Source organism: Acidovorax sp. GW823-FHT02H02 (assembly GCF_058797075.1).
Genome location: NZ_JBXAJH010000002.1, coordinates 191,129 through 214,876, shown reverse-complemented (window position 1 = coordinate 214,876; position 23,748 = coordinate 191,129). Strand labels below are relative to the sequence as shown.

The following is a 23,748-nucleotide window of genomic DNA, read 5'->3' as shown; positions in this document are numbered from 1 at the left end:
CCCTGGATAGGTGGCCCGGGGTCGGGTTATGCGGTGCGGTGGAATCGACCGGGCGCATCAGCCCAGGTCGGTCAGCAGCCGCTGGGCGCGGGCCTTGAGCGCTCCCGAGGACTCGGCGACCACTTCTTCGATCAGGGTTCGGGCGCCGTCTGTATCGCCGATGGCATTGAACTCCTGCGCCAGTGCCAGTTTGGTTGCCAATGGATCGTCTGCCGCCGCATCGACGCCGCTGTCAGCCAAGGCCGGTGCCGCGGCCGATACGGGCGCGGTGACAGGTTTGGATGGTGTGCCCAAGTCCAGCGTCAGATCGCCCAGGTCAAACTCCATCGGGGCCGTGTGCGGGGTGGCTGCCGGGAGGCTGGCCGTTGTCGGCATGGCCCCGGACGTGAGCATGGCGAGGTCGTCGGTGGCTGGAAAATCCAGGTCTGCCATGGGAGGTGGCGTGATGGCAGGGGTTGCTGCCACGGCTGGCTCAGCGGCATGCGGCAACGTGGGCAGATCCAGTGGTGGAAGTCCGGCCGATGCGGTGTCACCTTCGTGGGTTGCGGCAGCTGGTGCCTTGGTCCGAGCGTCCTGGAGGAAATCCAGATCCAGGTCGAGATCGGGTGGCAGCGTTGCTGCCGCGGACGCCACGGCCATCGCGGCGCTCGCCGCACTGGCGGCGGGTGTGGCCAAGGCATCGCCATTTGGCGCACCAGGGCGACCGCCAGGCTGGTACAGCGGGTTTTCCTGGTCCAGATCGCGCCCCAGATCGGTCACACGCGTCCAGTCCGGGCCTTCCCCCTGTGTGAGCTGGAATACGTCGCCTGCCACGGCCTCCAGGGCCTTGCGATCCTGTCGTTTGGCGTAAATCTCGGCCAGCTTGACCCGTATCGATACGCGGGCCGGGTTGTGGCGAATCGCTTCCTTGAGGATTTCTTCGGCCTGGAGGTCGCGGCCGTATGCCAGGTACACATCGGCTTCGGCCACTGGATCCACGTCACCACCGGCATCCAGCTGGCTGGGGGAGTAGGCCATGGACGAGCCAGTGCTCATCTGGCTGTTGGCCGTGTCCACTTGCTGGCCGCCGCTGGCGCCAAAAAAGGAGTCGGGTTGTGCACGGCTATCCATGAATGAACTGTCAACACCGGCGTTGGCACGGCGCCGTTGGACCACGCGGTAGGCACCGTAACCCCCCAGGGCGATCAATGCGAGCAGTCCCCCAGCAGGCACCAGGGGGTCTTCCATCAGGCCCGAAAGAAAGCTCGTTTCGATGGCTGGCATAGGCACGGGTGCGGGCTTGGGCACAGGTGCTGGCGCAGGAGCGGATGCCGGTGCAGCGGCTTCCGCTGGCACGGCGGGATCCGAGGCGGCTGCTTCGGCTGCAGCGGGCATGCTGGCCGCAGGGGAGGCCGCAACGGCCGCTGGCTCGGAGGCGGCTGGCTGGCTGGGCAGCGATGCCGGCGTGGCCACGGCAACCAGGCCGGGTGTGCTGGAGGCAGCAGCTGCAGGTTCGGCAACTGGCGCAGACGCCGCGCTGAGCTGGTTCAACTCGTTGATGTTCTTGGACAGTTCGGCCATCCGGGCCGAGGATTCGCTGGCCTGCTTGTCCTTGGCCAGCTGGTCTTCTGCCGCCTTCTGGCCCGTGATGGACCCCTTGGACAGGGTCAGCTTGTCAGGCGCTGCCGTTGCGGGCTTCTTGTCTTCGATGCGGGTTTGTACGGTGCCGCTGGCAGAGCGCTCTGCGGCCGCCACCTTGGTCGCGGGGGCTGCCGCAGCGAGTTTGCGGCGGAAATCGTTGAAATCCCGGCTTTGTGCCGCCAGGATCTGGCGGGCTTCGGCCGGTGGCGTTGCCAGTGCGGAAGCCTCGTCAGGCATTTGCAGCACAGCTCCGGCCTTGACCCGGTTGACATTGCCCTGGATGAATGCGTCCGGGTTGGCGCGCAGCAGTGCCACGAGCATCTGATCCAGCGATACGCTGGCGGGGCGGTAAGCATTGGCGAGGCGGCCAGCCGTGTCTCCCGCCTGAACGGTGACACCATTGGCAGGCGCTGGGCGTGGGCCGGCTGCAGCGGTGCTGCGGGGTGCAGCGGGAGCCGATGCGCGTGCGGTTGCCGCTGCAGAGCCGCCCCGTGCCTGAGCGGTGGGCGCTGAGGCTTGCGCTGCCGCAGTGACGGCAGGTGCTGCGCGGCGCGATGCCGGGGGATCAAACAGCATGGTGTAGTTGCGCACGATGTGGCCACTGCTCCACGAGGCGTCTAGAACCAGGTCAACAAAGGGGTCGTTGACGGGGCGGTCACTGGACAGGCGCAACACGGCAGTGCCATTGGCACGTCGCTGCAGTTGCACGCGCAGGTTGGTCACCGCCGGATTGAACTCCATGCCCTGGGCGCGAAACACTTCGGGCGAAGCGGTGGTGGCGCGCAGGGTGTCAGCCTCTTCCGGGGTGATTTGGGGGAGTTCGATTTCGGCGCGCAGCGGCTCACCAAGAGCAGACTGCACCGTGATGCGACCCAGAGCTAAGGCAGAAGCATCGTCGGCATGGAAGCCGGTCAATGCGACGGCCGCAGCGGCCAGGACAGAAAATTTCCAACGATGCATGTGTGCCATCAAAAGTGGTGGTTGTGCGGCCCGGTCGAGCGGCGTGGTTCTTCTCATGGTCTGATCCCGCCCCGGCGCGTGAAAATATGTAAAAAGCACCATAGCATCAATGTTTTGCACTGACAAGCTGAGGTAGCGTGGAAGCTTTGTGCGGGGTGTTGGTGCCCGGTTTTGGCGTATTTCCTTGTTGTCAATTGCCAACGTAGCGTAACCGGGTGTTTCTGGCCGGGCGGACAAGAAAAAGCGCGCAGCGGCGAGGCCGTGCGCGCTTGCGGGATCTGTCTGGTTCAGGCGCTCAGGAGGATGCACAACATGCGGCGCAGAGGCTCTGCCGCGCCCCACAGCAATTGATCACCGACAGTGAAGGCGCCCACGTACTCGGGGCCCATGGCCAGCTTGCGGATGCGGCCCACGGGGATCGTCATGGTGCCGGTCACGGCCACGGGGGTCAGGTCCTGGATGGTCGCCTCGCGGGTGTTGGGTACCACCTTCACCCACTGGTTGTCGGCCGCAATCATGGCTTCGATGTCGGCCACAGGCACATTCTTCCTGAGCTTGAAGGTCAGGGCCTGGCTGTGGCAGCGCATGGCGCCCACGCGCACGCAGAAGCCATCGACCGGGATGGCGGCCGAGTTGAAGCCTTCGCCCATGCCGAGGATCTTGTTCGTCTCGGCCATGCCCTTCCATTCTTCCTTGGATGTGCCCCAGCCAGGCTCGTCCTGGCTCTTGCCGATGCCCAGGTCCTTGTCGATCCAGGGGATCAGGCTGCCGCCCAGCGGCACGCCGAAATTGGCGGTCTCAGCGGCGGTGAGGCTGCGCTGCTTGGCGATGACCTTGCGGTCGATCTCCAGGATGGCACTCTTGGGATCATGGAGCAGGTCCGTCACCTCGGCGTTCAGCGTGCCGTACTGCGTGAGCAGCTCGCGCATGTGCTGGGCGCCGCCGCCGCTGGCGGCCTGGTAGGTCTGGGTGCTCATCCATTCGACAAGGCCGGCCTTGTACAGCGCGCCCACGCCCATCAGCATGCAGCTGACGGTGCAGTTGCCGCCGATCCAGTCCTTGCCGCCGTTCGCCAGCGCGTTCTGGATGACGGGCATGTTCACCGGGTCGAGCACGATGACCGCGTTCTTCTCCATGCGCAGGGAGGATGCGGCGTCGATCCAGTGGCCATTCCAGCCGGCTGCGCGCAGCTTGGGATACACCTCGTTGGTGTAGTCACCGCCCTGGGCGGTGAGGATGATGTCGCAGCGCTTGAGGGCGTCGATGTTGAACGCATCCTGCAGCGTGGTTTCGTTCTTGGCTTGTGCAGGGGCTTTGCCGCCGGCGTTGGAGGTGGAGAAGAACAGGGGCTCGATCAGATCGAAATCCTTCTCCTGCACCATGCGGTCCATCAACACCGAGCCGACCATGCCGCGCCAGCCGACCAAACCTACCAACTTGCTCATTTCAACGCCCTTTCAAAGTAAGAAACAGTGCCAGACCTGGCTGTTTTGCCCCGGCTCGTCTGGCCAGGGAGGGCGCACGACGAACCGGAGCTGGATCAGCCCTTAATGGTCGTGGTTTTGGTGGTGATTGCGCGCGCAGCCACACCGGCCAGGGCGGCGGATGCTGTGTTCAGGGCGAACGGGCGGGCGACAAACATGGTTCGGATTGTAGCGGATGGTGGCTTGACGCCCGTTTGCGGGGCGCCGCCGCGAGGTCCGAAAAAAGCGAAAGGGCGGCACGGGGCCGCCCTGGCGTCGTGTCCGCGGGGCTTATTTATCCCAGCGCCTTCACCACCGCATCCCCCATTTGCGCCGTGCCTACCTTGGTGGTGCCTTCGCTGTAGATGTCGGGCGTGCGCAGGCCCTGGGCCAGCACCTTTTGCACGGCGGCCTCGATGCGTTGGGCGGCTTCCTCCTGGTTCAGGCTGAAGCGCAGCATCATCGCGGCCGAGAGGATGGTGGCCAGCGGATTGGCCACGCCCTTGCCGGCGATGTCGGGGGCGCTGCCATGGCTGGGCTCGTACAGCCCCTGGTTTTTGCTGTTGAGCGATGCGGAGGGCAGCATGCCGATGGAACCGGTGAGCATGGAGGCTTCGTCCGACAGGATGTCGCCAAACATGTTGCCGGTGACCACCACGTCAAACGCCTTGGGGGCCTTCACGAGCTGCATGGCGGCGTTGTCAACGTACATGTGCTGCAGTTCCACGTCGGGGTATTGCTGGCCCACCTCGGTCATCACGTCCTTCCAGAACTGGAAGGTCTCCAGCACGTTGGCCTTGTCCACGCTGGTGACCTTCTTGCTCCGCTTGCGCGCGGCCTGGAAGGCGACGTGGGCGATGCGCTCGATCTCGGGTCGGCTGTAGCGCATGGTGTCGAAGGCTTCCTCGGCACCGGGGAAGTGGCCGTCGGTGGCCACGCGGCGTCCACGCGGCTGGCCGAAGTAGATGTCGCCGGTCAACTCGCGGATGATGAGGATGTCCAGCCCGGCGATCAGCTCGGGCTTGAGGCTGGAAGCGTCCACCAGTTGCTCGTAGCAGATGGCGGGGCGGAAGTTGGCGAACAGGCCCAGGTGCTTGCGCAGGCCCAGGATGGCCTGCTCGGGGCGCAGGGGTCGGTCGAGCTTGTCGTACTTCCAGTCGCCCACGGCGCCAAACAGGATGGCGTCGGCTTCCTTGGCGAGCTGGAGGGTGGACTCGGGCAGGGGGTGTCCGTGGGCGTCATAGGCCACGCCGCCGACCAGGGCGGACTCCATCTCGAACTTCAGGTCGAGCGCCTTGAGAACCTTGACGGCCTCGGCCACGATTTCGGTACCGATGCCGTCACCTGGTAGAACTGCGATTTTCATTGTCGGATGCTTTACTTTTGATAGCTTTCAGTGCTTATGATTAAAGCGCTAGATGCCAGTTTGACTGAAATTTTCGATGCCTGCGCGGTCTCACGACACCATGGTGTGCGCGAGCCAGGGCTTGGTGGCCAGGCGCTGGGCTTCAAAGGCCTTGATCTTGTCGGACTGGCGCAGGGTCAGGCCGATGTCGTCAAAACCGTTGAGCAGGCAGTACTTGCGGAAGGCCTGCACCTCGAACGCGATTTCTTCGCCTTGGGGACGCACGATGACCTGGCGCTCCAGGTCGATGGTGAGCTGGTAGCCGGGGAAGGCGGCCACTTCGTCGAACAGCTGGGCCACCGTGGCTTCGGGCAGCACGATGGGCAGAAGGCCGTTCTTGAAGCAGTTGTTGAAGAAGATGTCGGCAAAGCTCGGCGCGATCACGGCGCGAAAGCCGTACTGGTCCAGCGCCCAGGGCGCGTGCTCGCGGCTGGAGCCGCAGCCGAAGTTCTTGCGCGCCAGCAGGATGGAGGCGCCCTGGTAGCGAGGCTGGTTGAGCACGAAGTCGGGGTTGGGTTGGCGGCTGGCGGGGTCCTGGCCGGGCTCGCCGTGGTCCAGGTAGCGCCATTCGTCAAACAGGTTCACACCAAAGCCGGTCTTCTTGATCGACTTGAGGAACTGCTTGGGAATGATGGCGTCGGTATCGACGTTCTCGCGGTCCATGGGGGCGACGATCCCCTTGAGCAAAGTGAATTTCTGCATGGCGTTCTTTGTTACTTGGCGGCGCGTTCGATGGCGCTGCCTGCGCGTTCGATGTCCTGGCCCACGCCTTTGACGGTGTTGCATCCAGCCAGCAGGAAAGCGGCGGACAGGGCGATAAGGGTGGCGATCTTCTTCATGGCGGTCTCCTTCAGGCGAATTGGCGAATGTCCACAAAATGACCGTGCACGGCAGCCGCTGCGGCCATGGCGGGGCTCACCAAGTGGGTGCGACCACCAGCACCCTGGCGGCCTTCGAAGTTGCGGTTGCTGGTGCTGGCGCAGCGCTCACCGGGCTCCAGCCGGTCGGCGTTCATGGCCAGGCACATGCTGCAGCCGGGCTCGCGCCATTCAAAGCCCGCGGCGACAAAGATCTTGTCCAGGCCTTCGCGCTCGGCCTGTTCCTTGACCAGGCCCGAGCCGGGCACCACCATCGCCAGCTTGACGTTGCTGGCGACCTTGCGGCCCAGGTTCTTCACCACGGCGGCGGCTTCGCGCATGTCTTCGATACGGCTGTTGGTGCACGAGCCGATGAACACCTTGTCGATGGTGATGTCGTTGATCGCCTTGCCCGGTTGCAGGCCCATGTAGGTGAGAGCGCGCTCGATGGCGCCGCGCTTGTTGGCGTCCTTTTCCTTGTCCGGGTCGGGCACGCGGGCGTCCACGCCCAGCACCATCTCGGGTGAGGTGCCCCAGGTGACTTGGGGCACTATGGTGGCGGCGTCGAGCTTGACGACGGTGTCGAACACCGCGTCGGCATCCGAGTGCAGCGTCTTCCAGTAGGCCACGGCCTGGTCCCACTCCACGCCCGTGGGCGACAGGGGGCGGCCCTTGACGTATTCGATGGTCTTGTCGTCCACCGCCACCAGGCCCGCGCGCGCGCCGCCTTCGATGGCCATGTTGCACACGGTCATGCGGCCTTCCATGCTCATGGCGCGGAACACCGAGCCGGCAAATTCGATGGTGTAGCCCGTGCCGCCGGCCGTGCCGATCTTGCCGATGATGGCCAGCACCACGTCCTTGGGGGTCACGCCTTTGGCCAGCTGGCCGTCCACCTGCACCAGCATGTTCTTGGCCTTCTTGGCCAGCAGGGTCTGGGTCGCCATCACGTGCTCGACCTCGGAGGTGCCGATGCCGTGGGCCAGCGCACCAAACGCGCCATGGGTGCTGGTGTGGCTGTCGCCGCAGACCACGGTCATGCCGGGCAGGGTGGCGCCGTTTTCGGGGCCGATCACGTGGACGATGCCCTGGCGCTTGTGCATGAAGGGGAAGAACGCCGCTGGCGTGATCTGCGCCATGTTGTCGTTCAGCGTGGTGATCTGCTCCTTGCTGATGGGATCGGCAATGCCGTCGTAGCCGCGCTCCCAGCCGGTGGTGGGCGTGTTGTGGTCGGCCGTGCCCACGATGGAACTCATGCGCCAGACCTTGCGGCCGGCCTCGCGCAGGCCTTCAAAGGCCTGGGGGCTGGTGACCTCGTGCACCAGATGGCGGTCGATGTAGAGGATGGAGGTGCCGTCCTCTTCGGTGTGGACGACATGCTCGTCCCAGATCTTGTCGTACAGGGTGCGTCCCATGGCGTGGCTTTCTACTTTCAGGTGGGGTGGTTGGATTTTAGGGGTGCGTCAAAGTGCCGCGCGTGGGGGTGCCAGGTGTTCCACGAGCAGCCGGGCCGTCACGGGCAGGGCGTCGAAATCGCGGGCCACCAGGCGCAGTTCGCGCCGTGCCCAGGGGTCGGCCAGGGGCACGGCCTGCAGGCGGCCCACACCCTGCATGAGGGCAAAGGCCCGGTCGGGGAGCAGGCCCACGCCCAGGCCGTTGTCGATCATGCGGCACATGGCGTCGAGCCCGGTGACCTGGATGCGCTGGCGCAGGGGCCGGCCGGCCGCCGCCGCAGCAGCGCGCATGGCCAGGCTGATGCTGCTGTTGGCATGCAGGCCGACAATGTCCCAGTCCAGCACTTCTTCAAAATGGATCGCTTCTTGCGCAGACAGGGCGTGCGCTGCAGGCACAACCAGCACCAGACGGTCGGTGCGGTAAGGGCGGCTTTGCAGATCGGCGGCGGCGGGGCCGCCGGTGTTGCACAGCCCCAAGTCGGCCGCGCCTTCCTGCACGGCGTGCAGCACATCGCTGCTCAAGTGTTCCTGAAGATCAATCTTGACCTGGCTGTGGGCGCGCGCAAAAGCGCCCAGGTCCTCGGGCAGAAACTGCACGATGGCCGAGATGTTGGCATGCATGCGCACATGGCCGCGCACGCCTTCGGCGTATTCGCTGAGTTCGCCCTGCATGCGCTCCAGGCCAAACAGCACGGTGCGCGCATGGTGCAGCAGGCTCTCGCCGGCAGGCGTGAGCGTCACGCCCCGGCTGTGGCGATAGAGCAGGGCGGTGTCGACGGCGGTCTCCAGGTCGGACAGCCGCTTGCTGACGGCCGAGGCGGCAATGAACTCGCGCTCCGCCGCGCGGCCGATGCTGCCGAGCTCGCACACCGCCACAAACAGTTGCAGCGAGGTGAGGTCGATACGGCGCGCAAAACTGCGCTCGGAGCTTTTCATGGGATGGGGTGTAGTCTTCTTGTTTCGAGAAGACTGTGTATTCTCAGCTCAATTATTGTTTGTTGCCATCGCTGAATGCGATGGCATTCATCGTGCAAGAGGCGGATTCATCCAGTTGATGAGATGCTGATCCCGCACCTTCAGGCAGGGAGCGTGCTGCCATGCTCGGGCACCGTGGCGCGCCAGCGCAGCTCATGTTCGATGCGCTGGCGCAGCATGTCGGCCGCGCCCATCTCGCCGTGCACCACAAACACCCGGTCGGGCGCGTGCCCCATGCTGCGCAGCCAGGCCAGCGTCTGGTTGGCGTCGGCATGGGCCGAGGCGGACGTGAGCTGCACCACCTCGGCGCGCACATCAATGTCCTGCCCGTGGATGCGCGTGGTCTTTTCGCCGCTGGCGATGCGCGCGCCGCGCGTGCCCGGCGCCTGGTAGCCGGTGATGATGACCATGTTGCGGTGGTCGCCCGCGTACAGGGCCAGGTGGTGCAGCACGCGCCCCCCCGTGGCCATGCCGCTGGCCGACAGGATCACCATGGGCCCGTGGCGGCGCGCCAGGGCCTTCGATTCGTCGGTGGTCTGCACCATGGTGGCGCAGTGCGCGAGGGCATCGGCCTCGTGCCTGGTCAGCCGGTGCTCGCCCGTGTGGTGCGCGAACAGCCCGGTGGTGCTCACGGCCATGGGGCTGTCCAGAAACACCGGCAGCGACCGCGCAATGCTGCCCTGCTTCTTGAGCAGGTTGATGGCGTGCAGCACGGCCTGCGCCCGGCCCACGGCAAACACCGGCACCACGGCCACGCCGCCGCGCTGGGCCAGGCGTTGCAGGGCGGGGGCCAGCTCTTGCAGGATGTCTTCCTGCGGGTGCTGGCGGTCGCCATAAGTGGCTTCGACCAGCACGGTGTCGGCCTGCGGCGGAGCCTCGGGCGGGTTCATGAGCAGGTCATCGGGCCGGCCCAGATCGCCCGAGAACAGGATGCGTCGCCCGCCCACTTCCAGCAGCACGCTGGCCGCGCCCAGGATATGTCCGGCCGGCGTGAAGGTCACGCGCCAGCCGGGAATGGGCTCGAAGGCCTTGTGGAACGCGTGGGGGCGGAACTGCTTCATGCAGTGCTGCGCATCCAGCCGGGTGTACAGCGGCAGCGCCGGTGCGTGCTGCGAGAGCTGGTGGCGGTTCAGGAAGGCGGCGTCTTCTTCCTGCAGGTGCCCGCTGTCGGGCAGCAGGATGGCGCACAGGTCGCGCGTGCCGGGCGTGCAGTGGATGGCCTTGGTATAGCCATCGCGTGCCAGCAGGGGCAGGTAGCCGCTGTGGTCCAGGTGCGCGTGGGTCAGCACCACGGCATCGATCTGGTGGGGCGTGAGGGGCAGGGGCTGCCAGTTGCGCAGGCGCAGCTGCTTGTAGCCCTGGAACAGGCCGCAATCGACCAGCATGCTGTGGCCGTTGTGGCGCACCAGGTATTTGGAGCCGGTGACGGTGCCCGCGCCGCCCAGAAAGGTGATGTTGACTTCCATTGCGATCCTCCATGCATGCCGATGGCTGCCATCGTAGCGGCCTGTGCTGGCTGACTTCTCGGGGTGGAGCGGGTCGAAAGGTGATTCAGATCAAGCTGCGCTGGCAAAGATTGCGGGAGGACGCGCGGCAGGAACGCGGGCGCAAGAAAAAAGGCTGCCCCGCGCGGTGCGGGGCAGCCTGGTGTGCCATGGCCGGCGCCCGATGCGGCGCCACGCGTTCAGCTGAAGAAGTTCTTCAGCCGGTCGGTCCAGCTCTCGCCGCTGGGCGAGTGGCGGCCGCCACCCTTCTTCAGCGATTCATCCAGCTCGCGCAGCAGCTTGCGCTGGTGCTCGGTCAGCTTGACGGGTGTTTCCACCGTGATGTGGCAATACAGGTCGCCGGGGTAGCTGGCGCGCACGCCCTTGATGCCCTTGCCGCGCAGTCGGAACTGCTTGCCGGCCTGCGTGCCTTCGGGGATGTCGATGGCGGCCTTGCCGGCGAGCGTGGGCACCTCGATCTCGCCACCGAGTGCCGCGGTGATGAAGCTCACCGGCACCTGGCAGTGCAGGTCGTCGCCATCGCGCTCGAAGATGTCGTGCTTCTTCAGGCGGATCTCGATGTACAGATCACCCGGCGGGCCGCCGTTGGTGCCCGGCTCGCCGTTGCCGGTGCTGCGGATGCGCATGCCGTCGTCGATGCCGGCCGGAATCTTCACTTCCAGCGTCTTTTGCTTCTTGAGCTGGCCCTGGCCGTGGCAGGACGTGCAGGGCTCGGGAATGATCTTGCCCGTGCCGCGGCAGTGCGGGCAGGTCTGCTGCACGCTGAAGAAACCCTGGCGCATCTGCACTGTGCCGCTTCCGCTGCAGGTGGTGCAGGTCTTGGCGCTGGTGCCGGGCTTGGCGCCGCTGCCGTGGCAGGTGTCGCAGCTTTCCCACGATGGAATGCGGATCTGTGCATCCTTGCCGCGCGCGGCTTCTTCGAGGGTGATTTCCATGGCGTAGCTGAGGTCGCTGCCGCGGTACACCTGACGGCCGCCCGCACCACGCCCGCGTCCGCCCTGCTGGCCGAACATGTCACCGAAGATGTCGCCGAAGGCCTCGGCGAAGCCGCCAAACCCTTCCGCACCGGGGCCACCGGGGCCGCGCATGTTCGGGTCCACGCCAGCGTGGCCGTACTGGTCGTAGGCCGCGCGCTTCTGGGCATCGGAAAGCATCTCGTAGGCCTCTTTGGCCTCCTTGAATTTCTCCTCGGCGCCCTTGGCGCTATCCCCCTGGTTGCGGTCAGGGTGGTGCTTCATCGCCAGCTTGCGATAGGCCTTCTTGATTTCGTCCTCGGAGGCGTTCTTGGGAACGCCGAGGACCTCGTAATAGTCTCTTTTGGACATGGATGAATCAGCCTGGTTGGAAGAGGAACGCCGCGCAGGCACCCTGGAAAGGGGCCGGCGCGGCGGCTCGGGTCAGCAAGGGCTGCTTTAGCCCTTCTTGACTTCCTTCACTTCGGCGTCGACCACGTTGTCGTCGTCCGCGGCCTTGCCCGACGACGCCGATGCGCCTGCCGCGTCCGCGCCACCGGCTGCCTGGGCGGCCTGCGCAGCCTGGGTCTCGGCGTACATCTTCTCGCCCAGCTTCTGGCTGGCAGCCATCAGCGCCGTGGTCTTGGCGTCGATGGCGTCCTTGTCCTCGCCCTTGAGCGCTTCTTCCAGTGCCTTGACCGCAGCGGTGATCGCATCCTTTTCGCCGGCGTCGAGCTTGTCGCCATGCTCGGCCAGGCTCTTGTTCACGCTGTGCACGGCAGCCTCGCCCTGGTTGCGGGCCTGGATCAGTTCGAGCTTCTTCTTGTCGTCGGCGGCGTTCAGCTCGGCGTCCTTGACCATCTTTTGGATCTCGTCCTCGGACAGGCCGGAGTTCGCCTTGATGGTGATCTTGTTTTCCTTGCCTGTGCCCTTGTCCTTGGCGCCCACGTGCAGGATGCCGTTGGCGTCGATGTCGAACGACACCTCGATCTGCGGCGTGCCGCGCGATGCAGGTGGAATGCCTTCCAGGTTGAACTCGCCCAGCAGCTTGTTGCCGCTGGCCATCTCGCGCTCGCCCTGGTAGACCTTGATGGTCACGGCCGGCTGGTTGTCGTCGGCGGTGGAGAAGGTCTGAGCGAACTTGGTGGGGATGGTCGTGTTCTTCGTGATCATCTTGGTCATCACGCCGCCCAGAGTCTCGATGCCCAGGCTCAATGGCGTCACGTCCAGCAGCAGCACGTCCTTGCGGTCGCCCGACAGCACCTGGCCCTGGATGGCCGCGCCCACGGCCACGGCTTCGTCAGGGTTCACGTCCTTGCGGGGTTCCTTGCCGAAGTATTCCTTGACCTTCTCCTGCACCTTGGGCATGCGCGTCATGCCGCCGACCAGGATCACGTCGTTGATGTCGGACACGCTGATGCCGGCGTCCTTCATGGCGGTGCGGCAGGGGGCGATGGTGCGCTCGATCAGCTCTTCCACCAGGGCTTCGAGCTTGGCACGCGTGAGCTTGATGTTCAGGTGCTTGGGGCCCGAGGCATCGGCCGTGATGTAGGGCAGGTTGATGTCGGTCTGCGCGCTGTTGGACAGCTCGATCTTGGCCTTTTCGGCGGCTTCCTTCAGGCGCTGCAGGGCCAGCACGTCCTTGGACAGGTCCACGCCTTGCTCTTTCTTGAACTCGGCAATGATGTAGTCGATGATGCGCTGGTCGAAGTCTTCGCCACCCAGGAAGGTGTCGCCGTTGGTTGACAGCACTTCGAACTGCTTTTCGCCATCGACGTCAGCGATTTCGATGATGGACACGTCGAACGTGCCGCCACCGAGGTCGTACACGGCGATCTTGCGGTCGCCCTTTTCCTGCTTGTCCAGACCGAAGGCCAGGGCTGCAGCGGTGGGCTCGTTGATGATGCGCTTGACTTCCAGGCCGGCGATGCGGCCGGCGTCCTTGGTGGCCTGGCGCTGGGCATCGTTGAAGTAGGCGGGCACGGTGATCACGGCTTCGGTGACGGGCTCGCCCAGGTAGTCTTCGGCGGTCTTCTTCATCTTGCGCAGAATGTCGGCGCTGACCTGCTGGGCCGAGATCTTGTTGCCGCGCACTTCCACCCAGGCGTCGCCGTTGTCGGCGGCCGTGATCTTGTAGGGCATCAGGTCGATGTCCTTTTGCACCTCCTTCTCGGTGAACTTGCGGCCGATCAGGCGCTTGATGGCGTACAGCGTGTTCTTGGGGTTGGTCACGGCCTGGCGCTTGGCCGAGGCGCCGACCAGCACTTCACCATCTTCCTGGTAGGCCACGATCGACGGCGTGGTGCGGGCACCTTCCGAGTTCTCGATCACGCGCGTGGTGTTGCCTTCCATGACGGACACGCAGCTGTTGGTGGTGCCCAGGTCGATACCGATGATTTTTCCCATGTTCTTCTCCGCAATGTTGGAATGGTTGGATAGCTAGTAACTTGTGGATAACTTGAAGGGCTTCAAGCTGGTTCCGTGAAATTATTTGGCGGCGGCCACGGTCACCAGGGCGGGGCGCAGCACGCGCTCGGCGATCACATAGCCTTTTTGCAGCACGGCCACCACGGTGTTCGCCTCCTGCTCGGCCGGCACCACGCTGATGGCCTGGTGCTGGTGCGGATCGAACTTGTCGCCGGCGGCCGGGTTGATGGCCTGCACCTTGTTGCGTTCCAGGGCGGCTTGCAGCTGGCGCAGCGTGGCGTCGGATCCTTCGCGCAGTTGCTGGGCCGTGGCGTTCTGGATGGCCAGGGCGGCGTCCAGGCTGTCGCAGACGGGCAGCAGGCTTTCGGCAAAGCTCTCGATGCCGAACTTGCGGGCCTTGGAGACATCGTCTTCCGCGCGGCGGCGGGCGTTCTCTGCCTCGGCCTTGGCGCGCAGGAACTGGTCGGCCAGATCGGCGCTCTTGGCCTTGAGTTCGGCCAGCTCGCCCTGCAGGCGGGCCATTTCATCAGAAGCGTTGGCGGCCATGGCGGCCTCGGCTTCTTCGGGGGCGGGATTGCTTGGGAGGGTGGAGGACTGGCTGTTATCTGGCATGTCGGAATTTTTATGAAACGTACGGATACGCGACAAGGATGGGGCGGGTGGCCCGTATTTCAAGGCCTGCGGCAGCGCCAGGGCGCTTTATCCATGTCCGCTGACACCGAAGGAACGCATGGATCAGGCCGGGAGTGTACAAGCGCAAACATGCTGGTTATAATTGCCGGCTTTGCCTTGCCACACCACTTCGAGACGCAGTGGGTGGTCTTACCCAAAAGGAGTATGCATGCGTCATTACGAAATCATTTTGTTGATCCATCCGGATCAAAGCGAACAAGTTCCAGCCATGCTGGAGCGCTACAAGGGCATGATCACCGCTGGCGGTGGCAAGGTGCACCGCGTGGAAGACTGGGGCCGCCGTCAACTGGCGTACCTGATCAACAAGCTGGCCAAGGCCCACTACCTGTGCGTGAACATCGAAGCCGACCAGGCCGTGATGGCTGAACTGGAGCACGCCTTCAAGTTCAACGACGCCGTGCTGCGCCACCTGACGGTTCAGAAGAAGAAGGCCGAGACCGGCCCGTCTTCGATGATGAAGACCGTCGAGCGCGAAGAAGCCCGCAAGGTCAGCCAGGCCGAGTACGCAGCGGCCAACGACCGCTGATCTTCCAGCCCTCACGGGAGTGGAAAACCGCGTTGTCTTGACTGCATGTATCGCTGAGGCCGAGGCCCTGCGCTACACCCCCGCTGGATTGCCTGCCATCGCCCTGCGACTCGAACACGAGTCCCAGCAAACCGAAGCAGGCCAGCCCCGGGACGTCAAGGCTGCCATGAAAGCCGTTGCCTTTGGTGCAATGGCCGAACGGTTGGCCCGGCAGAACATCGGAAGTCTCTGGACTTTCAGTGGATTTCTGGCCACACCGCGCAATGGCAAGAACGCAGTGCTCCACATCCAGGATATTCAACAAAATTAATTTTCAAGGGGTCCGCAATGGCCACGTTCAAGAAGTTCAACAAAGACAAGCGCCCAAAGCGCAACACCCAGTCCCTGCTGTTCAAGCGCAAGCGCTTTTGCCGCTTCACGGTGACCGGTGTTGAGGAAATCGACTACAAGGATGTCGACACGCTGCGCGATTTCATCGCCGAAAACGGCAAGATCATTCCCGCACGCCTGACCGGCACGCGCGCCATTTTCCAGCGCCAGCTGAACACCGCCATCAAGCGCGCCCGCTTCCTGGCCCTGGTGCCTTACAGCGACCAGCACAAGATCTAAGGAGCACAACCCATGCAAATCATTCTGCTCGACAAGGTTGTGAACCTCGGCAACCTCGGCGAAATCGTCAAGGTGAAAGACGGCTACGCCCGCAACTTCCTGATTCCTTCGGGCCGTGCACGCCGCGCCACCGAAGCCAACAAGGCCGAGTTCGAAGCCAAGCGCGCCGAACTCGAAAAGGCAGCCGCTGCCAAGCTGGCACAAGCCCAGGCTGAAGGCGAAAAGCTGGCCGGTACCACCGTCAAGCTGACGCAAAAGGCGGGCGTGGACGGCCGTCTGTTCGGTTCCGTGACCAACCATGACATCGCCGAAGAGCTGAACAAGCAAGGCTACAAGGTTGTGAAGGCCCAGGTTCGCCTGCCCAACGGCCCTATCAAGGTTGTCAGCGAAACGGCTGTCAGCGTGGCTCTGCACACCGATGTGGTGGTGGAAGTCAACGTGTCGGTCTACGGCGAAACCGCCTGATCGTCGCCCCGTCGTCATTTCGTGACGTTGTGCAAAAGCCGCCCTCGGGCGGCTTTTGTTTTTGGTGCGGTACGCCCATACAGGGCCATCCACAGTCTGTCACCTGGTTATCCACAGGCTTGTCCCCATCCCGCCAGGCTGCTCTGCGCTAGCATTGAACGCCTGTCCCAAGGAACCCCATGTCCGCTGTTTTTCCCCCGCTCGAAGACCACGGTTTTGCTCCACCCCTGCCGGATCGCGAAATTGCCCAGTTGCGCGTGCCACCGCACTCGATCGAGGCGGAATCGAGTGTGCTCGGTGGGCTGCTGCTGGACAACAACGCCTGGGACCGCGTGGGCGACCTGCTCAAGGATGGCGACTTTTATCGCTACGAGCACAAGCTGATCTATGCCGCCATCGGCGGTCTGATCAATGGCAGCAAGCCCGCCGACGTGATCACGGTGTACGAGCAGCTCCAGGGGCTGGGCAAGGCCGAGGAAATCGGTGGCCTGGGGTACCTGAACAATCTGGCGCAGTATGTGCCGAGCGCGAGCAACATCCGGCGCTACGCCGAGATCGTGCGCGAGCGCGCCATCCTGCGCAAGCTGGTCACGGCCAGCGACGAGATCGCCACCAATGCGTTCAATCCGCAGGGGCGTCCGGTCGATAAGATCCTGGACGAGGCCGAGCAGAAGATCTTCAACATCGGCGAGGAAGGCTCGCGGATGAAGCAGGGCTTTCAGGCCATGGACACGCTGGTGGTGGACCTGCTCGACCGCGTGCAGGAGATGGCCGACAACCCGAACGACATCACCGGCGTGCCCACCGGGTTCATCGACCTCGACCGCATGACCTCGGGTCTGCAGGCCGGCGACATGGTGGTGCTGGCGGCGCGTCCATCCATGGGCAAGACAGCGTTTGCCGTGAACATTGCCGAGCATGTGGCGCTGAACGAAGGCCTGCCCGTGGCCATTTTCTCGATGGAAATGGGCGCCGCGCAGCTGGCCGTGCGTATCGTGGGCTCGATTGGCCGCATCAACCAGGGCAACCTGCGCACCGGCAAGCTCTCCGACGAGGAATGGCCGCGCCTGACCGAGGCCATCGAAAAACTGCGCACCGTGTCGCTGCACATCGATGAAACACCGGGCCTGACGCCGTCGGAGCTGCGCGCCAATGCGCGGCGCCTGGCGCGCCAGTGCGGCAAGCTGGGCCTGATCGTGGTGGACTATCTGCAGCTGATGAGCGGCTCCAGCGGCTCGCAGGGCGAGAACCGGGCCACCGAGCTGGGCGAAATCTCGCGCGGCCTGAAGATGCTGGCCAAGGAGCTGCAGTGCCCGGTGATCGCGTTGTCGCAGCTCAACCGTTCGGTGGAGCAGCGTACCGACAAGCGCCCCATGATGAGTGATTTGCGCGAGTCGGGCGCCATCGAGCAGGATGCGGACATCATCATGTTCATCTACCGCGACGACTACTACAACAAGGACAGCAAGGAGCCGAATGTGGCCGAGGTCATCATTGGCAAGCAGCGCAATGGCCCCACCGGCACCGTGAAGCTGTTCTTCCAGAAGTCGCAGACGCGCTTCGAAAGCCTGGCGATGGGGTCGGGCGACGATTTCTAATGAAAATAGCCGCTAGCGCTTATGCATAAGCGCTAGCGGCTATCAAAGTAGAAGCGGTTGGGTGCTGCGAGCGATGCTATGGCCGCAGAGCCCACACCAGCAGGCCCACGCACAACGCCCCCAGTATGGCGACGGCTACCGTGAGGCGCCGGTTGCGCAGGCGCAGTGCCTCGACCGCCTGCACCACCTGCGCATGCTGTTCGGCCAGGGACTGGATCAACAGGGCTGATTCCTGCTGCTCCAGTTCGAGCCGCGCCACGCGCTCGCGCAACTGCTGCAGTTGCAGGGCGACCGGGGGAGCGGCTGTGCCGTCCGCAGCCGCCAGTTTGCCTACAGCGGCATCCGCAGTACCTTGGCGCGTGGTGCCCAGCAGCTTCTTGGCTGCCTGCAGGATCTGGGGCGTTGCCTCCAGGACATCGCCCCAGGGAACCAGCTTGAGGGCGGTAACCCAGCCCACCGCCATGGTTACAGCACCTCGCTGGCAAAGTCCGCCAGGCGTGAACGCTCGCCGCGCGCCAGCGTGATGTGGCCGCTGTGCGGCCAGCCCTTGAAGCGGTCCACGGCGTAGGTCAGGCCCGACGAGCCTTCTGTGAGGTAGGGCGTGTCGATCTGCGCCAGGTTGCCCATGCAGATGATCTTGGTGCCGGGACCGGCGCGGGTGATCAGCGTCTTCATCTGCTTGGGCGTCAGGTTCTGCGCCTCGTCGATGATCACGTACTTGTTCAGGAAGGTGCGCCCGCGCATGAAGTTCATGCTCTTGATCTTGATGCGGCTGCGGATGAGCTCGTTGGTGGCGGCGCGGCCCCACTCTCCCGCGTTGCCGCCATCGCCCTTGGCCAGGAATTCGAGGTTGTCGTCGAGCGCGCCCATCCAGGGGCCCATTTTTTCCTCTTCGGTGCCGGGCAGAAAGCCGATGTCCTCGCCCACGCTCACGGTGGCGCGGGTCATGATGATTTCGGTGTAGCGGCGGTCGTCCAGCACCTGGGTCAGGCCCGCGGCCAGGGCCAGCAGGGTCTTGCCGGTGCCGGCCGTGCCGGTCAGTGTGACGAAATCGACCTCGGGGTCCATGAGCAGATTCATGGCGTAGTTCTGCTCGCGGTTGCGCGTGGTCACGCCCCACACCGCATGCTTGGTCGAGCCATAGTCCTTGAGCGTCTGCAGCACCGCGGTTTTCTCGCGGATCTCGCTGACCCGGGCAAACATGCTGGGCTCGCCCGGAGCCTCGAAGTACACAAACTGGTTGATCATCAGCTGCGGCACGATCGGGCCGCCAATGCGGTAATAGGTGCTCGCGCCGCTTTGCCAGCTTTCCACGTTCTTGCCGCTCTTGGCCCAGAAGTCGGGGGGCAGGGCCAGCACGCCAGAGTAGAGCAGGTCGCCGTCTTCCAGCGTCTTGTCATTCTGGTAGTCCTCGGCGTTCAGGCCCAGGGCGCGCGCCTTGACGCGCATGTTGATGTCCTTGGACACCAGCACCACTTCGCGCGGGGCGTGCAGCTTGCGTAGCGCTTCCACCACGCCCAGGATCTGGTTGTCGGCCTTGCCTTGCGGCAGGCTGGTGGGCAGGCTGTAATCGAGCGGGGCCGTCTGAAAGAACAGGTGGCCGCCTGCAGCGCGCTGGCCTGTGGAGTCGAGCTTGAGTCCGTGCGCAATGTCGGCGCCTTGCACGCCCGCCAGGGCATCCAGGGTGCGGCTGGTCTGGCGGCCGTTGCGGGCCACTTCGGTCATGCCCTTCTTGTGGCCATCCAGCTCTTCCAGCACGATCATGGGCAGGAAGATGTCGTGTTCCTCAAAGCGGAACAGGCTGGTCGGATCGTGCAGCAGCACGTTGGTGTCCAGCACGAACAGCTTCGCAGGGCCCTGCGGTGCCGCCTTTTTGCTGCGGGAAGCACCGGCTGCTGCGGGCGCGCTGGCAGTGGTCTTGCTGCCGGGGCTGCGCGAGCCGCGTGTGCTGGCAGAGCTGCGCGCAGCGGGCGCAGGGGCCGCGGCGGGCGGGCGTGCGGGTTCCGGCGTGCGCGACCGGGTCTCGACCTGGATCAGGGCAGGGGCCGCGCCCATTTCGATGGGCGCCCCATCGTTGCGTGCGCTCTTGCGTCCACTCCGGCTGGCGGGGACGGCCACTGTCTCTGGGTCGGGAAGCAGATTTTCGACGGGGCGGGCGCGGGCGCTTGCTTTGTAGGCTTCGGGCGCGAGGAGGGCGGCGCGCCGGCTGGGGGCGGGGGGCAGGGGCATGGTGGCGGGGTCTCGGGCAGTGGGGTGTTCAGAAAGCAAAAAGCCGCCTGGAGACCAAGGCGGCTTTGGAGGGAGAAAAAAGCGTTGCTGATTTCAGAAGCATCGAACCATTATGCCCATTCACCGTGTCGGATTGCGGAAGGCGTCCGCAGTCCGTGTCGGCAGGCTTGCAACGGTGAATTTCAGGCGGCCTTTTTCAGGGCCTTGATGGTCTTGACGGCCTTGAGCACTTCGTCCACGTGGCCCGGCACCTTGAGACCGCGCCATTCGTTGTGCAGAATGCCATCGGGTCCGATCAGGAAGGTGCTGCGCTCGATGCCCTTGACCTTCTTGCCGTACATGATCTTGTTCTTGACCACGCCGAACATGTGGCACATCTTTTCTTCGGTGTCGGCGATCAGCTCAAACGGCAGCTCCAGCTTTTCCTTGAACTCGTCGTGCGACTTCATGTTGTCGCGCGATACGCCGAAAACGGCTGCACCCGCCTTGACGAAGTCCTTGTACCGGTCACGGAACTGCATGGCTTCCGTGGTGCATCCAGGGGTGTTGTCCTTGGGGTAGAAGTACAGAATCACAATCTGGCCGAGGTGGGAGGTGTTGGACACCTTGATTCCACCAGTCGCGTTGGCTTCAAATTCAGGGAGGGGTTTGTTGACAACGATCGCCATGGCACTTCAATCTCTCAGGATGTAGTCGTTGAAAAGCCGGGGGAGCTGGGGTGTTATTGCTTTTGGTGGTGCCCCCGACCGCAACCCGAGATTTTACCCTGAAAACGCCCGAGAACCAAGCTGCCACCCCGCCCCCTAAGACCCTGGCGCTTCCAGAATGAGCGCCGCCACCACGTTGCGGCCTTCGCTGGCAAGAATGTTGTAGGTGCGGCAGGCAGCGGGGGTGTCCATGGTTTCAAGGCCCAGTCGCCGGGCCATCAGCGGCTGCAGCCAGGCGGGTGGCGGAAAGCGGTTGCGTGTGCCGCTGCCAAAGACGATCAGTTCCGCCTCCAGGGTGGCCAGCTGGGCGAAATGCTCGGGTGTCAGGTCTTCAAAGCGGGTGCATGGCCAGGCCAGGCGCAGGCCGCCCGAACCCAGGATGATGCTGGTGGTGATCTTTTCCGTATCCACACCGATCCAGCCGGGGCCGTAGGCACGGATGGTCTGCGCGGTGGAAGGTTCGGGCTGGAATTTCATGCAAGGACGGGGTGGGTGGGCGCGGGCCGTGGGTTGGGGCTTTACGGGGGGCGTTGTGGCCTCGGGGTCGCCGGCGATCTGTGGTCAAATTATAGGTTTCGCCAAAGCGCCCGGGGCGCTGTCAGGTCTCTGGCTCCATCGCATTCCAACGTCAGCCCATGAAAACCGTCCACAAATCCGCCAAGCTCGCCAACGTCTGCTACGACATCCGGGGGCCCATCATGGACGCGGCCCGGCAGATGGAGGAGGACGGTCACAAGATCATCAAGCTCAACATCGGCAACCTGGCCGTGTTCGGCTTCGATGCCCCCGAGGAAATCCAGCAGGACATGATCCGCAACCTGCCCAATTCGGCAGGCTATTCGGACAGCAAGGGCATCTTTGCGGCGCGCAAGGCCGTGATGCACGAGACACAGAAGCAGGGCATCAAGGGCGTCACGCTGGACGACATCTACCTGGGCAACGGTGCCAGCGAACTCATCGTCATGGCCACCAATGCGCTGCTCGACACCGGTGACGAACTGCTGCTGCCCTCGCCCGACTACCCGCTGTGGACGGCGGCGGCCAGCCTGTCGGGCGGTACGCCCGTGCATTACCTGTGCGATGAAGCCAATGGCTGGATGCCCGACCTCGATGACATCCGCGCGAAGGTCACGCCCCGCACCAAGGGCATCGTCGTCATCAACCCCAACAACCCCACGGGCGCGCTGTACTCCGACGCGCTGCTCAAGGGCATTGTGGCCATCGCCCGCGAGCATGGCCTGGTGATCTTTGCCGACGAGGTGTACGACAAGGTGCTGTACGACGGCGCCAAGCACACGGCCATTGGCTCGCTGAGCGAAGATGTGCTCACGCTCACCTTCAACTCGCTGTCCAAGAGCTACCGCTCGTGCGGTTACCGCGCCGGCTGGCTCGTGGTGTCGGGCGACAAGAAGCCCGCCCGCGATTACATCGAGGGCCTGAACATGCTCTCGAACATGCGCCTGTGCGCCAATGTGCCTGGCCAGTGGGCCGTGCAGACCGCGCTGGGCGGCTACCAGAGCATCAACGAGCTGGTGGGCGAGGGCGGGCGCCTGCGCAAGCAGCGCGACCTGGCCTACCAGCTCATCACCGCCATTCCGGGGGTCACCTGCGTGAAGCCGCAGGCTGCCCTGTACATGTTTCCGCGCCTCGATCCGGAGATTTATCCAATCAAGGACGACCAGCAGTTCTTCCTGGAATTGCTGCAGGAAACCAAGGTCATGCTGGTGCAGGGCACGGGCTTCAACTGGGCCTGGCCCGACCATTTCCGCATCGTGTTTTTGCCGCACGAGGATGACCTGCGCGAGGCCATTGGCCGCGTGGCGCGCTTCCTGGAGCAGTACCGCAAGCGGTCTGGCACCAACTGAGACTCTTTTTTGATAGCTGCTTGCGCTGATGGGTAAAGCGCTGCAATCATTTTGACTGGTAAATTTTTCATGAAACCGATCCAAGTAGGCCTGCTGGGCATTGGCACCGTCGGCAGCGGCGTCTTCAACGTGCTGCACCGCAACCAGGAAGAAATCCGCCGCCGCGCCGGCCGGGGCATCGAGATCGCCATGGTGGCCGACCTCGACGTGGAGCGCGCCAGAAAAGTGGTGGGCGAGGGCGTGCAGGTGGTGAACGACGCGCGCGCCGTCATTGCCAATCCCGACATCGACATCGTCATCGAGCTGATCGGCGGCTACGGTGTGGCCAAGGCGCTGGTGCTCGAGGCGATTGCCGCCGGCAAGCATGTGGTCACCGCCAACAAGGCGCTGCTGGCCGTGCACGGCACCGAGATCTTCGCCGCCGCATCGGCCAAGGGCGTGATGGTGGCGTTTGAAGCCGCCGTGGCCGGGGGGATCCCCATCATCAAGGCGCTGCGGGAGGGCCTCACCGCCAACCGCATCCAGTGGCTGGCCGGCATCATCAACGGCACCACCAACTTCATCCTGTCGGAGATGCGCGACAAGGGCCTGGACTTTGCCGTGGTGCTGAAGGAAGCGCAGCGCCTGGGCTACGCCGAGGCCGACCCCACCTTCGACATCGAGGGCGTGGACGCCGCGCACAAGGCCACCATCATGAGTGCCATTGCCTTTGGCATACCGGTGCAGTTCGACAAGGCCTATGTCGAAGGCATCACCCAGCTCAGCGCCACCGACATCAAGTACGCCGAGCAGCTGGGCTACCGCATCAAGCTGCTGGGCATCACCAAGCGCGTGGAAAGAACCGATGCCACCGGCAAAGCCGTCGGGGGCATCGAGCTGCGCGTACACCCCAGCCTGGTGCCTGCCAAGCGCCTGATTGCCAACGTGGAAGGCGCTATGAACGCCGTGGTGGTGCAGGGCGACGCCGTGGGTGCCACGCTGTACTACGGCAAGGGCGCGGGCTCCGAGCCCACGGCCAGTGCCGTGATTGCAGACCTGGTGGACATCACCCGCCTGCACACCGTGGACCCGCTCAATCGCGTGCCGCACCTGGCTTTCCAGCCCCACACCCTCGACCAGGCCATGAGCGAGCTGCCGGTGCTGCCCATGAGTGAAGTGGTCACCAGCTACTACCTGCGCCTGCGCGTAGCCGACCAGGCCGGCGTGCTGGCCAAGGTCACCGGCATCCTGGCTGGCGCCGGCATCAGCATCGACGCCGTGCTGCAGCGCGAGGCCGACGAGGTGGGCGGCGAGGGCTCCACGCAAACCGACCTCATCATCCTCACGCACGACACGCGCGAAGGCACCATGAACGATGCCATCGCCCAGATGCAGCAGCTCCCCACGGTGCTGGCCCCCATCACGCGCATCCGCAAGGAAGAGCTGAATTAAGAGCGA

General features: G+C 64.4%; 22 protein-coding genes. 7 read left to right on the top strand and 15 right to left on the bottom strand.

All coding sequences use genetic code 11. From position 1 onward, the window contains the following. Window positions 1-57 precede the first annotated feature (57 nt). From AC1RDS_RS02740 to grpE, 11 genes are all read right to left on the bottom strand, one after another. Window positions 58-2,580: a motility hub landmark protein FimV gene (locus AC1RDS_RS02740; protein WP_026436429.1), complete on the bottom strand. Its 2,523-nt coding sequence runs from the start codon at window positions 2,578-2,580 to the stop codon at window positions 58-60. A gap of 287 nt (window positions 2,581-2,867) precedes the next feature. Beyond that, entirely contained in the window at window positions 2,868-4,025 is a 1,158-nt protein-coding gene (asd, locus tag AC1RDS_RS02735) for an aspartate-semialdehyde dehydrogenase (RefSeq protein ID WP_026436430.1), read from the bottom strand. Window positions 4,026-4,338: 313 nt separating this feature from the next. Continuing rightward, entirely contained in the window at window positions 4,339-5,409 is a 1,071-nt protein-coding gene (gene leuB / locus AC1RDS_RS02730; RefSeq protein ID WP_026436431.1) for a 3-isopropylmalate dehydrogenase, read from the bottom strand. Between the two features lie 90 nt (window positions 5,410-5,499). Next, window positions 5,500-6,150 carry a 3-isopropylmalate dehydratase small subunit gene (gene leuD / locus AC1RDS_RS02725; RefSeq protein ID WP_026436432.1) on the bottom strand — a complete coding sequence of 217 codons (651 nt, stop codon included), beginning with the start codon at window positions 6,148-6,150 and terminating at the stop codon, window positions 5,500-5,502. 11 nt (window positions 6,151-6,161) lie between these two features. Continuing rightward, on the bottom strand, window positions 6,162-6,287 hold the full coding sequence (locus tag AC1RDS_RS02720; protein ID WP_026436433.1) for an entericidin A/B family lipoprotein: 126 nt from the start codon (window positions 6,285-6,287) through the stop codon (window positions 6,162-6,164). A gap of 11 nt (window positions 6,288-6,298) precedes the next feature. After that, complete coding sequence (leuC, locus tag AC1RDS_RS02715) at window positions 6,299-7,720, bottom strand: 3-isopropylmalate dehydratase large subunit (RefSeq protein ID WP_026436434.1); 1,422 nt, start codon at window positions 7,718-7,720, stop codon at window positions 6,299-6,301. 48 nt (window positions 7,721-7,768) lie between these two features. Next, window positions 7,769-8,695 carry a LysR family transcriptional regulator gene (locus AC1RDS_RS02710; protein ID WP_092697136.1) on the bottom strand — a complete coding sequence of 309 codons (927 nt, stop codon included), beginning with the start codon at window positions 8,693-8,695 and terminating at the stop codon, window positions 7,769-7,771. A gap of 140 nt (window positions 8,696-8,835) precedes the next feature. Then, window positions 8,836-10,200, bottom strand: coding sequence for an MBL fold metallo-hydrolase (locus tag AC1RDS_RS02705; protein WP_026436436.1), 1,365 nt, complete (start codon window positions 10,198-10,200; stop codon window positions 8,836-8,838). A 218-nt stretch (window positions 10,201-10,418) separates the two neighbouring features. Then, complete coding sequence (gene dnaJ / locus AC1RDS_RS02700) at window positions 10,419-11,564, bottom strand: molecular chaperone DnaJ (RefSeq protein WP_026436437.1); 1,146 nt, start codon at window positions 11,562-11,564, stop codon at window positions 10,419-10,421. Window positions 11,565-11,651: 87 nt separating this feature from the next. Beyond that, window positions 11,652-13,598, bottom strand: coding sequence for a molecular chaperone DnaK (gene dnaK, locus AC1RDS_RS02695; RefSeq protein WP_026436438.1), 1,947 nt, complete (start codon window positions 13,596-13,598; stop codon window positions 11,652-11,654). An 81-nt stretch (window positions 13,599-13,679) separates the two neighbouring features. After that, window positions 13,680-14,231 carry a nucleotide exchange factor GrpE gene (gene grpE / locus AC1RDS_RS02690; protein WP_348683182.1) on the bottom strand — a complete coding sequence of 184 codons (552 nt, stop codon included), beginning with the start codon at window positions 14,229-14,231 and terminating at the stop codon, window positions 13,680-13,682. A 229-nt stretch (window positions 14,232-14,460) separates the two neighbouring features. On the opposite strand from grpE, the gene rpsF reads away from it, so the two are divergent. The 5 genes from rpsF to dnaB all read left to right on the top strand — a co-directional run bounded on the left by rpsF (window position 14,461) and on the right by dnaB (window position 17,510). Continuing rightward, window positions 14,461-14,838: a 30S ribosomal protein S6 gene (rpsF, locus tag AC1RDS_RS02685; RefSeq protein ID WP_026436440.1), complete on the top strand. Its 378-nt coding sequence runs from the start codon at window positions 14,461-14,463 to the stop codon at window positions 14,836-14,838. A 19-nt stretch (window positions 14,839-14,857) separates the two neighbouring features. Continuing rightward, a complete protein-coding gene (gene priB, locus AC1RDS_RS02680) occupies window positions 14,858-15,148 on the top strand; it encodes a primosomal replication protein N (RefSeq protein WP_092697134.1) in 291 nt (96 codons plus the stop codon). Window positions 15,149-15,165: 17 nt separating this feature from the next. After that, window positions 15,166-15,447: a 30S ribosomal protein S18 gene (rpsR, locus tag AC1RDS_RS02675; protein ID WP_005795932.1), complete on the top strand. Its 282-nt coding sequence runs from the start codon at window positions 15,166-15,168 to the stop codon at window positions 15,445-15,447. Window positions 15,448-15,459: 12 nt separating this feature from the next. Further along, window positions 15,460-15,912 (top strand): 50S ribosomal protein L9, encoded by a 453-nt coding sequence (rplI, locus tag AC1RDS_RS02670; protein ID WP_026436441.1) that lies wholly within the window; start codon window positions 15,460-15,462, stop codon window positions 15,910-15,912. Window positions 15,913-16,091: 179 nt separating this feature from the next. Beyond that, complete coding sequence (gene dnaB, locus AC1RDS_RS02665) at window positions 16,092-17,510, top strand: replicative DNA helicase (protein ID WP_092697133.1); 1,419 nt, start codon at window positions 16,092-16,094, stop codon at window positions 17,508-17,510. A gap of 76 nt (window positions 17,511-17,586) precedes the next feature. Here dnaB and AC1RDS_RS02660 read toward each other — a convergent pair whose 3' ends face one another. The 4 genes from AC1RDS_RS02660 to AC1RDS_RS02645 form a co-directional block, all read right to left on the bottom strand. After that, window positions 17,587-17,973, bottom strand: a complete 387-nt coding sequence (locus tag AC1RDS_RS02660; protein WP_348683185.1) for a hypothetical protein — start codon at window positions 17,971-17,973, stop codon at window positions 17,587-17,589. Between the two features lie 2 nt (window positions 17,974-17,975). Continuing rightward, window positions 17,976-19,739: a PhoH family protein gene (locus AC1RDS_RS02655; protein WP_348683187.1), complete on the bottom strand. Its 1,764-nt coding sequence runs from the start codon at window positions 19,737-19,739 to the stop codon at window positions 17,976-17,978. Window positions 19,740-19,921: 182 nt separating this feature from the next. Then, window positions 19,922-20,407, bottom strand: a complete 486-nt coding sequence (locus AC1RDS_RS02650) for a peroxiredoxin (protein ID WP_026436445.1) — start codon at window positions 20,405-20,407, stop codon at window positions 19,922-19,924. 135 nt (window positions 20,408-20,542) lie between these two features. Then, on the bottom strand, window positions 20,543-20,923 hold the full coding sequence (locus tag AC1RDS_RS02645; RefSeq protein ID WP_092697130.1) for an Mth938-like domain-containing protein: 381 nt from the start codon (window positions 20,921-20,923) through the stop codon (window positions 20,543-20,545). 158 nt (window positions 20,924-21,081) lie between these two features. Between AC1RDS_RS02645 and AC1RDS_RS02640 the strand changes: the two genes are divergently transcribed. Both AC1RDS_RS02640 and AC1RDS_RS02635 read left to right on the top strand, forming a co-directional pair. Then, window positions 21,082-22,311: a pyridoxal phosphate-dependent aminotransferase gene (locus AC1RDS_RS02640; RefSeq protein ID WP_092697129.1), complete on the top strand. Its 1,230-nt coding sequence runs from the start codon at window positions 21,082-21,084 to the stop codon at window positions 22,309-22,311. A gap of 69 nt (window positions 22,312-22,380) precedes the next feature. Continuing rightward, window positions 22,381-23,742 carry a homoserine dehydrogenase gene (locus tag AC1RDS_RS02635; RefSeq protein ID WP_092697128.1) on the top strand — a complete coding sequence of 454 codons (1,362 nt, stop codon included), beginning with the start codon at window positions 22,381-22,383 and terminating at the stop codon, window positions 23,740-23,742. Window positions 23,743-23,748 lie beyond the last annotated feature (6 nt).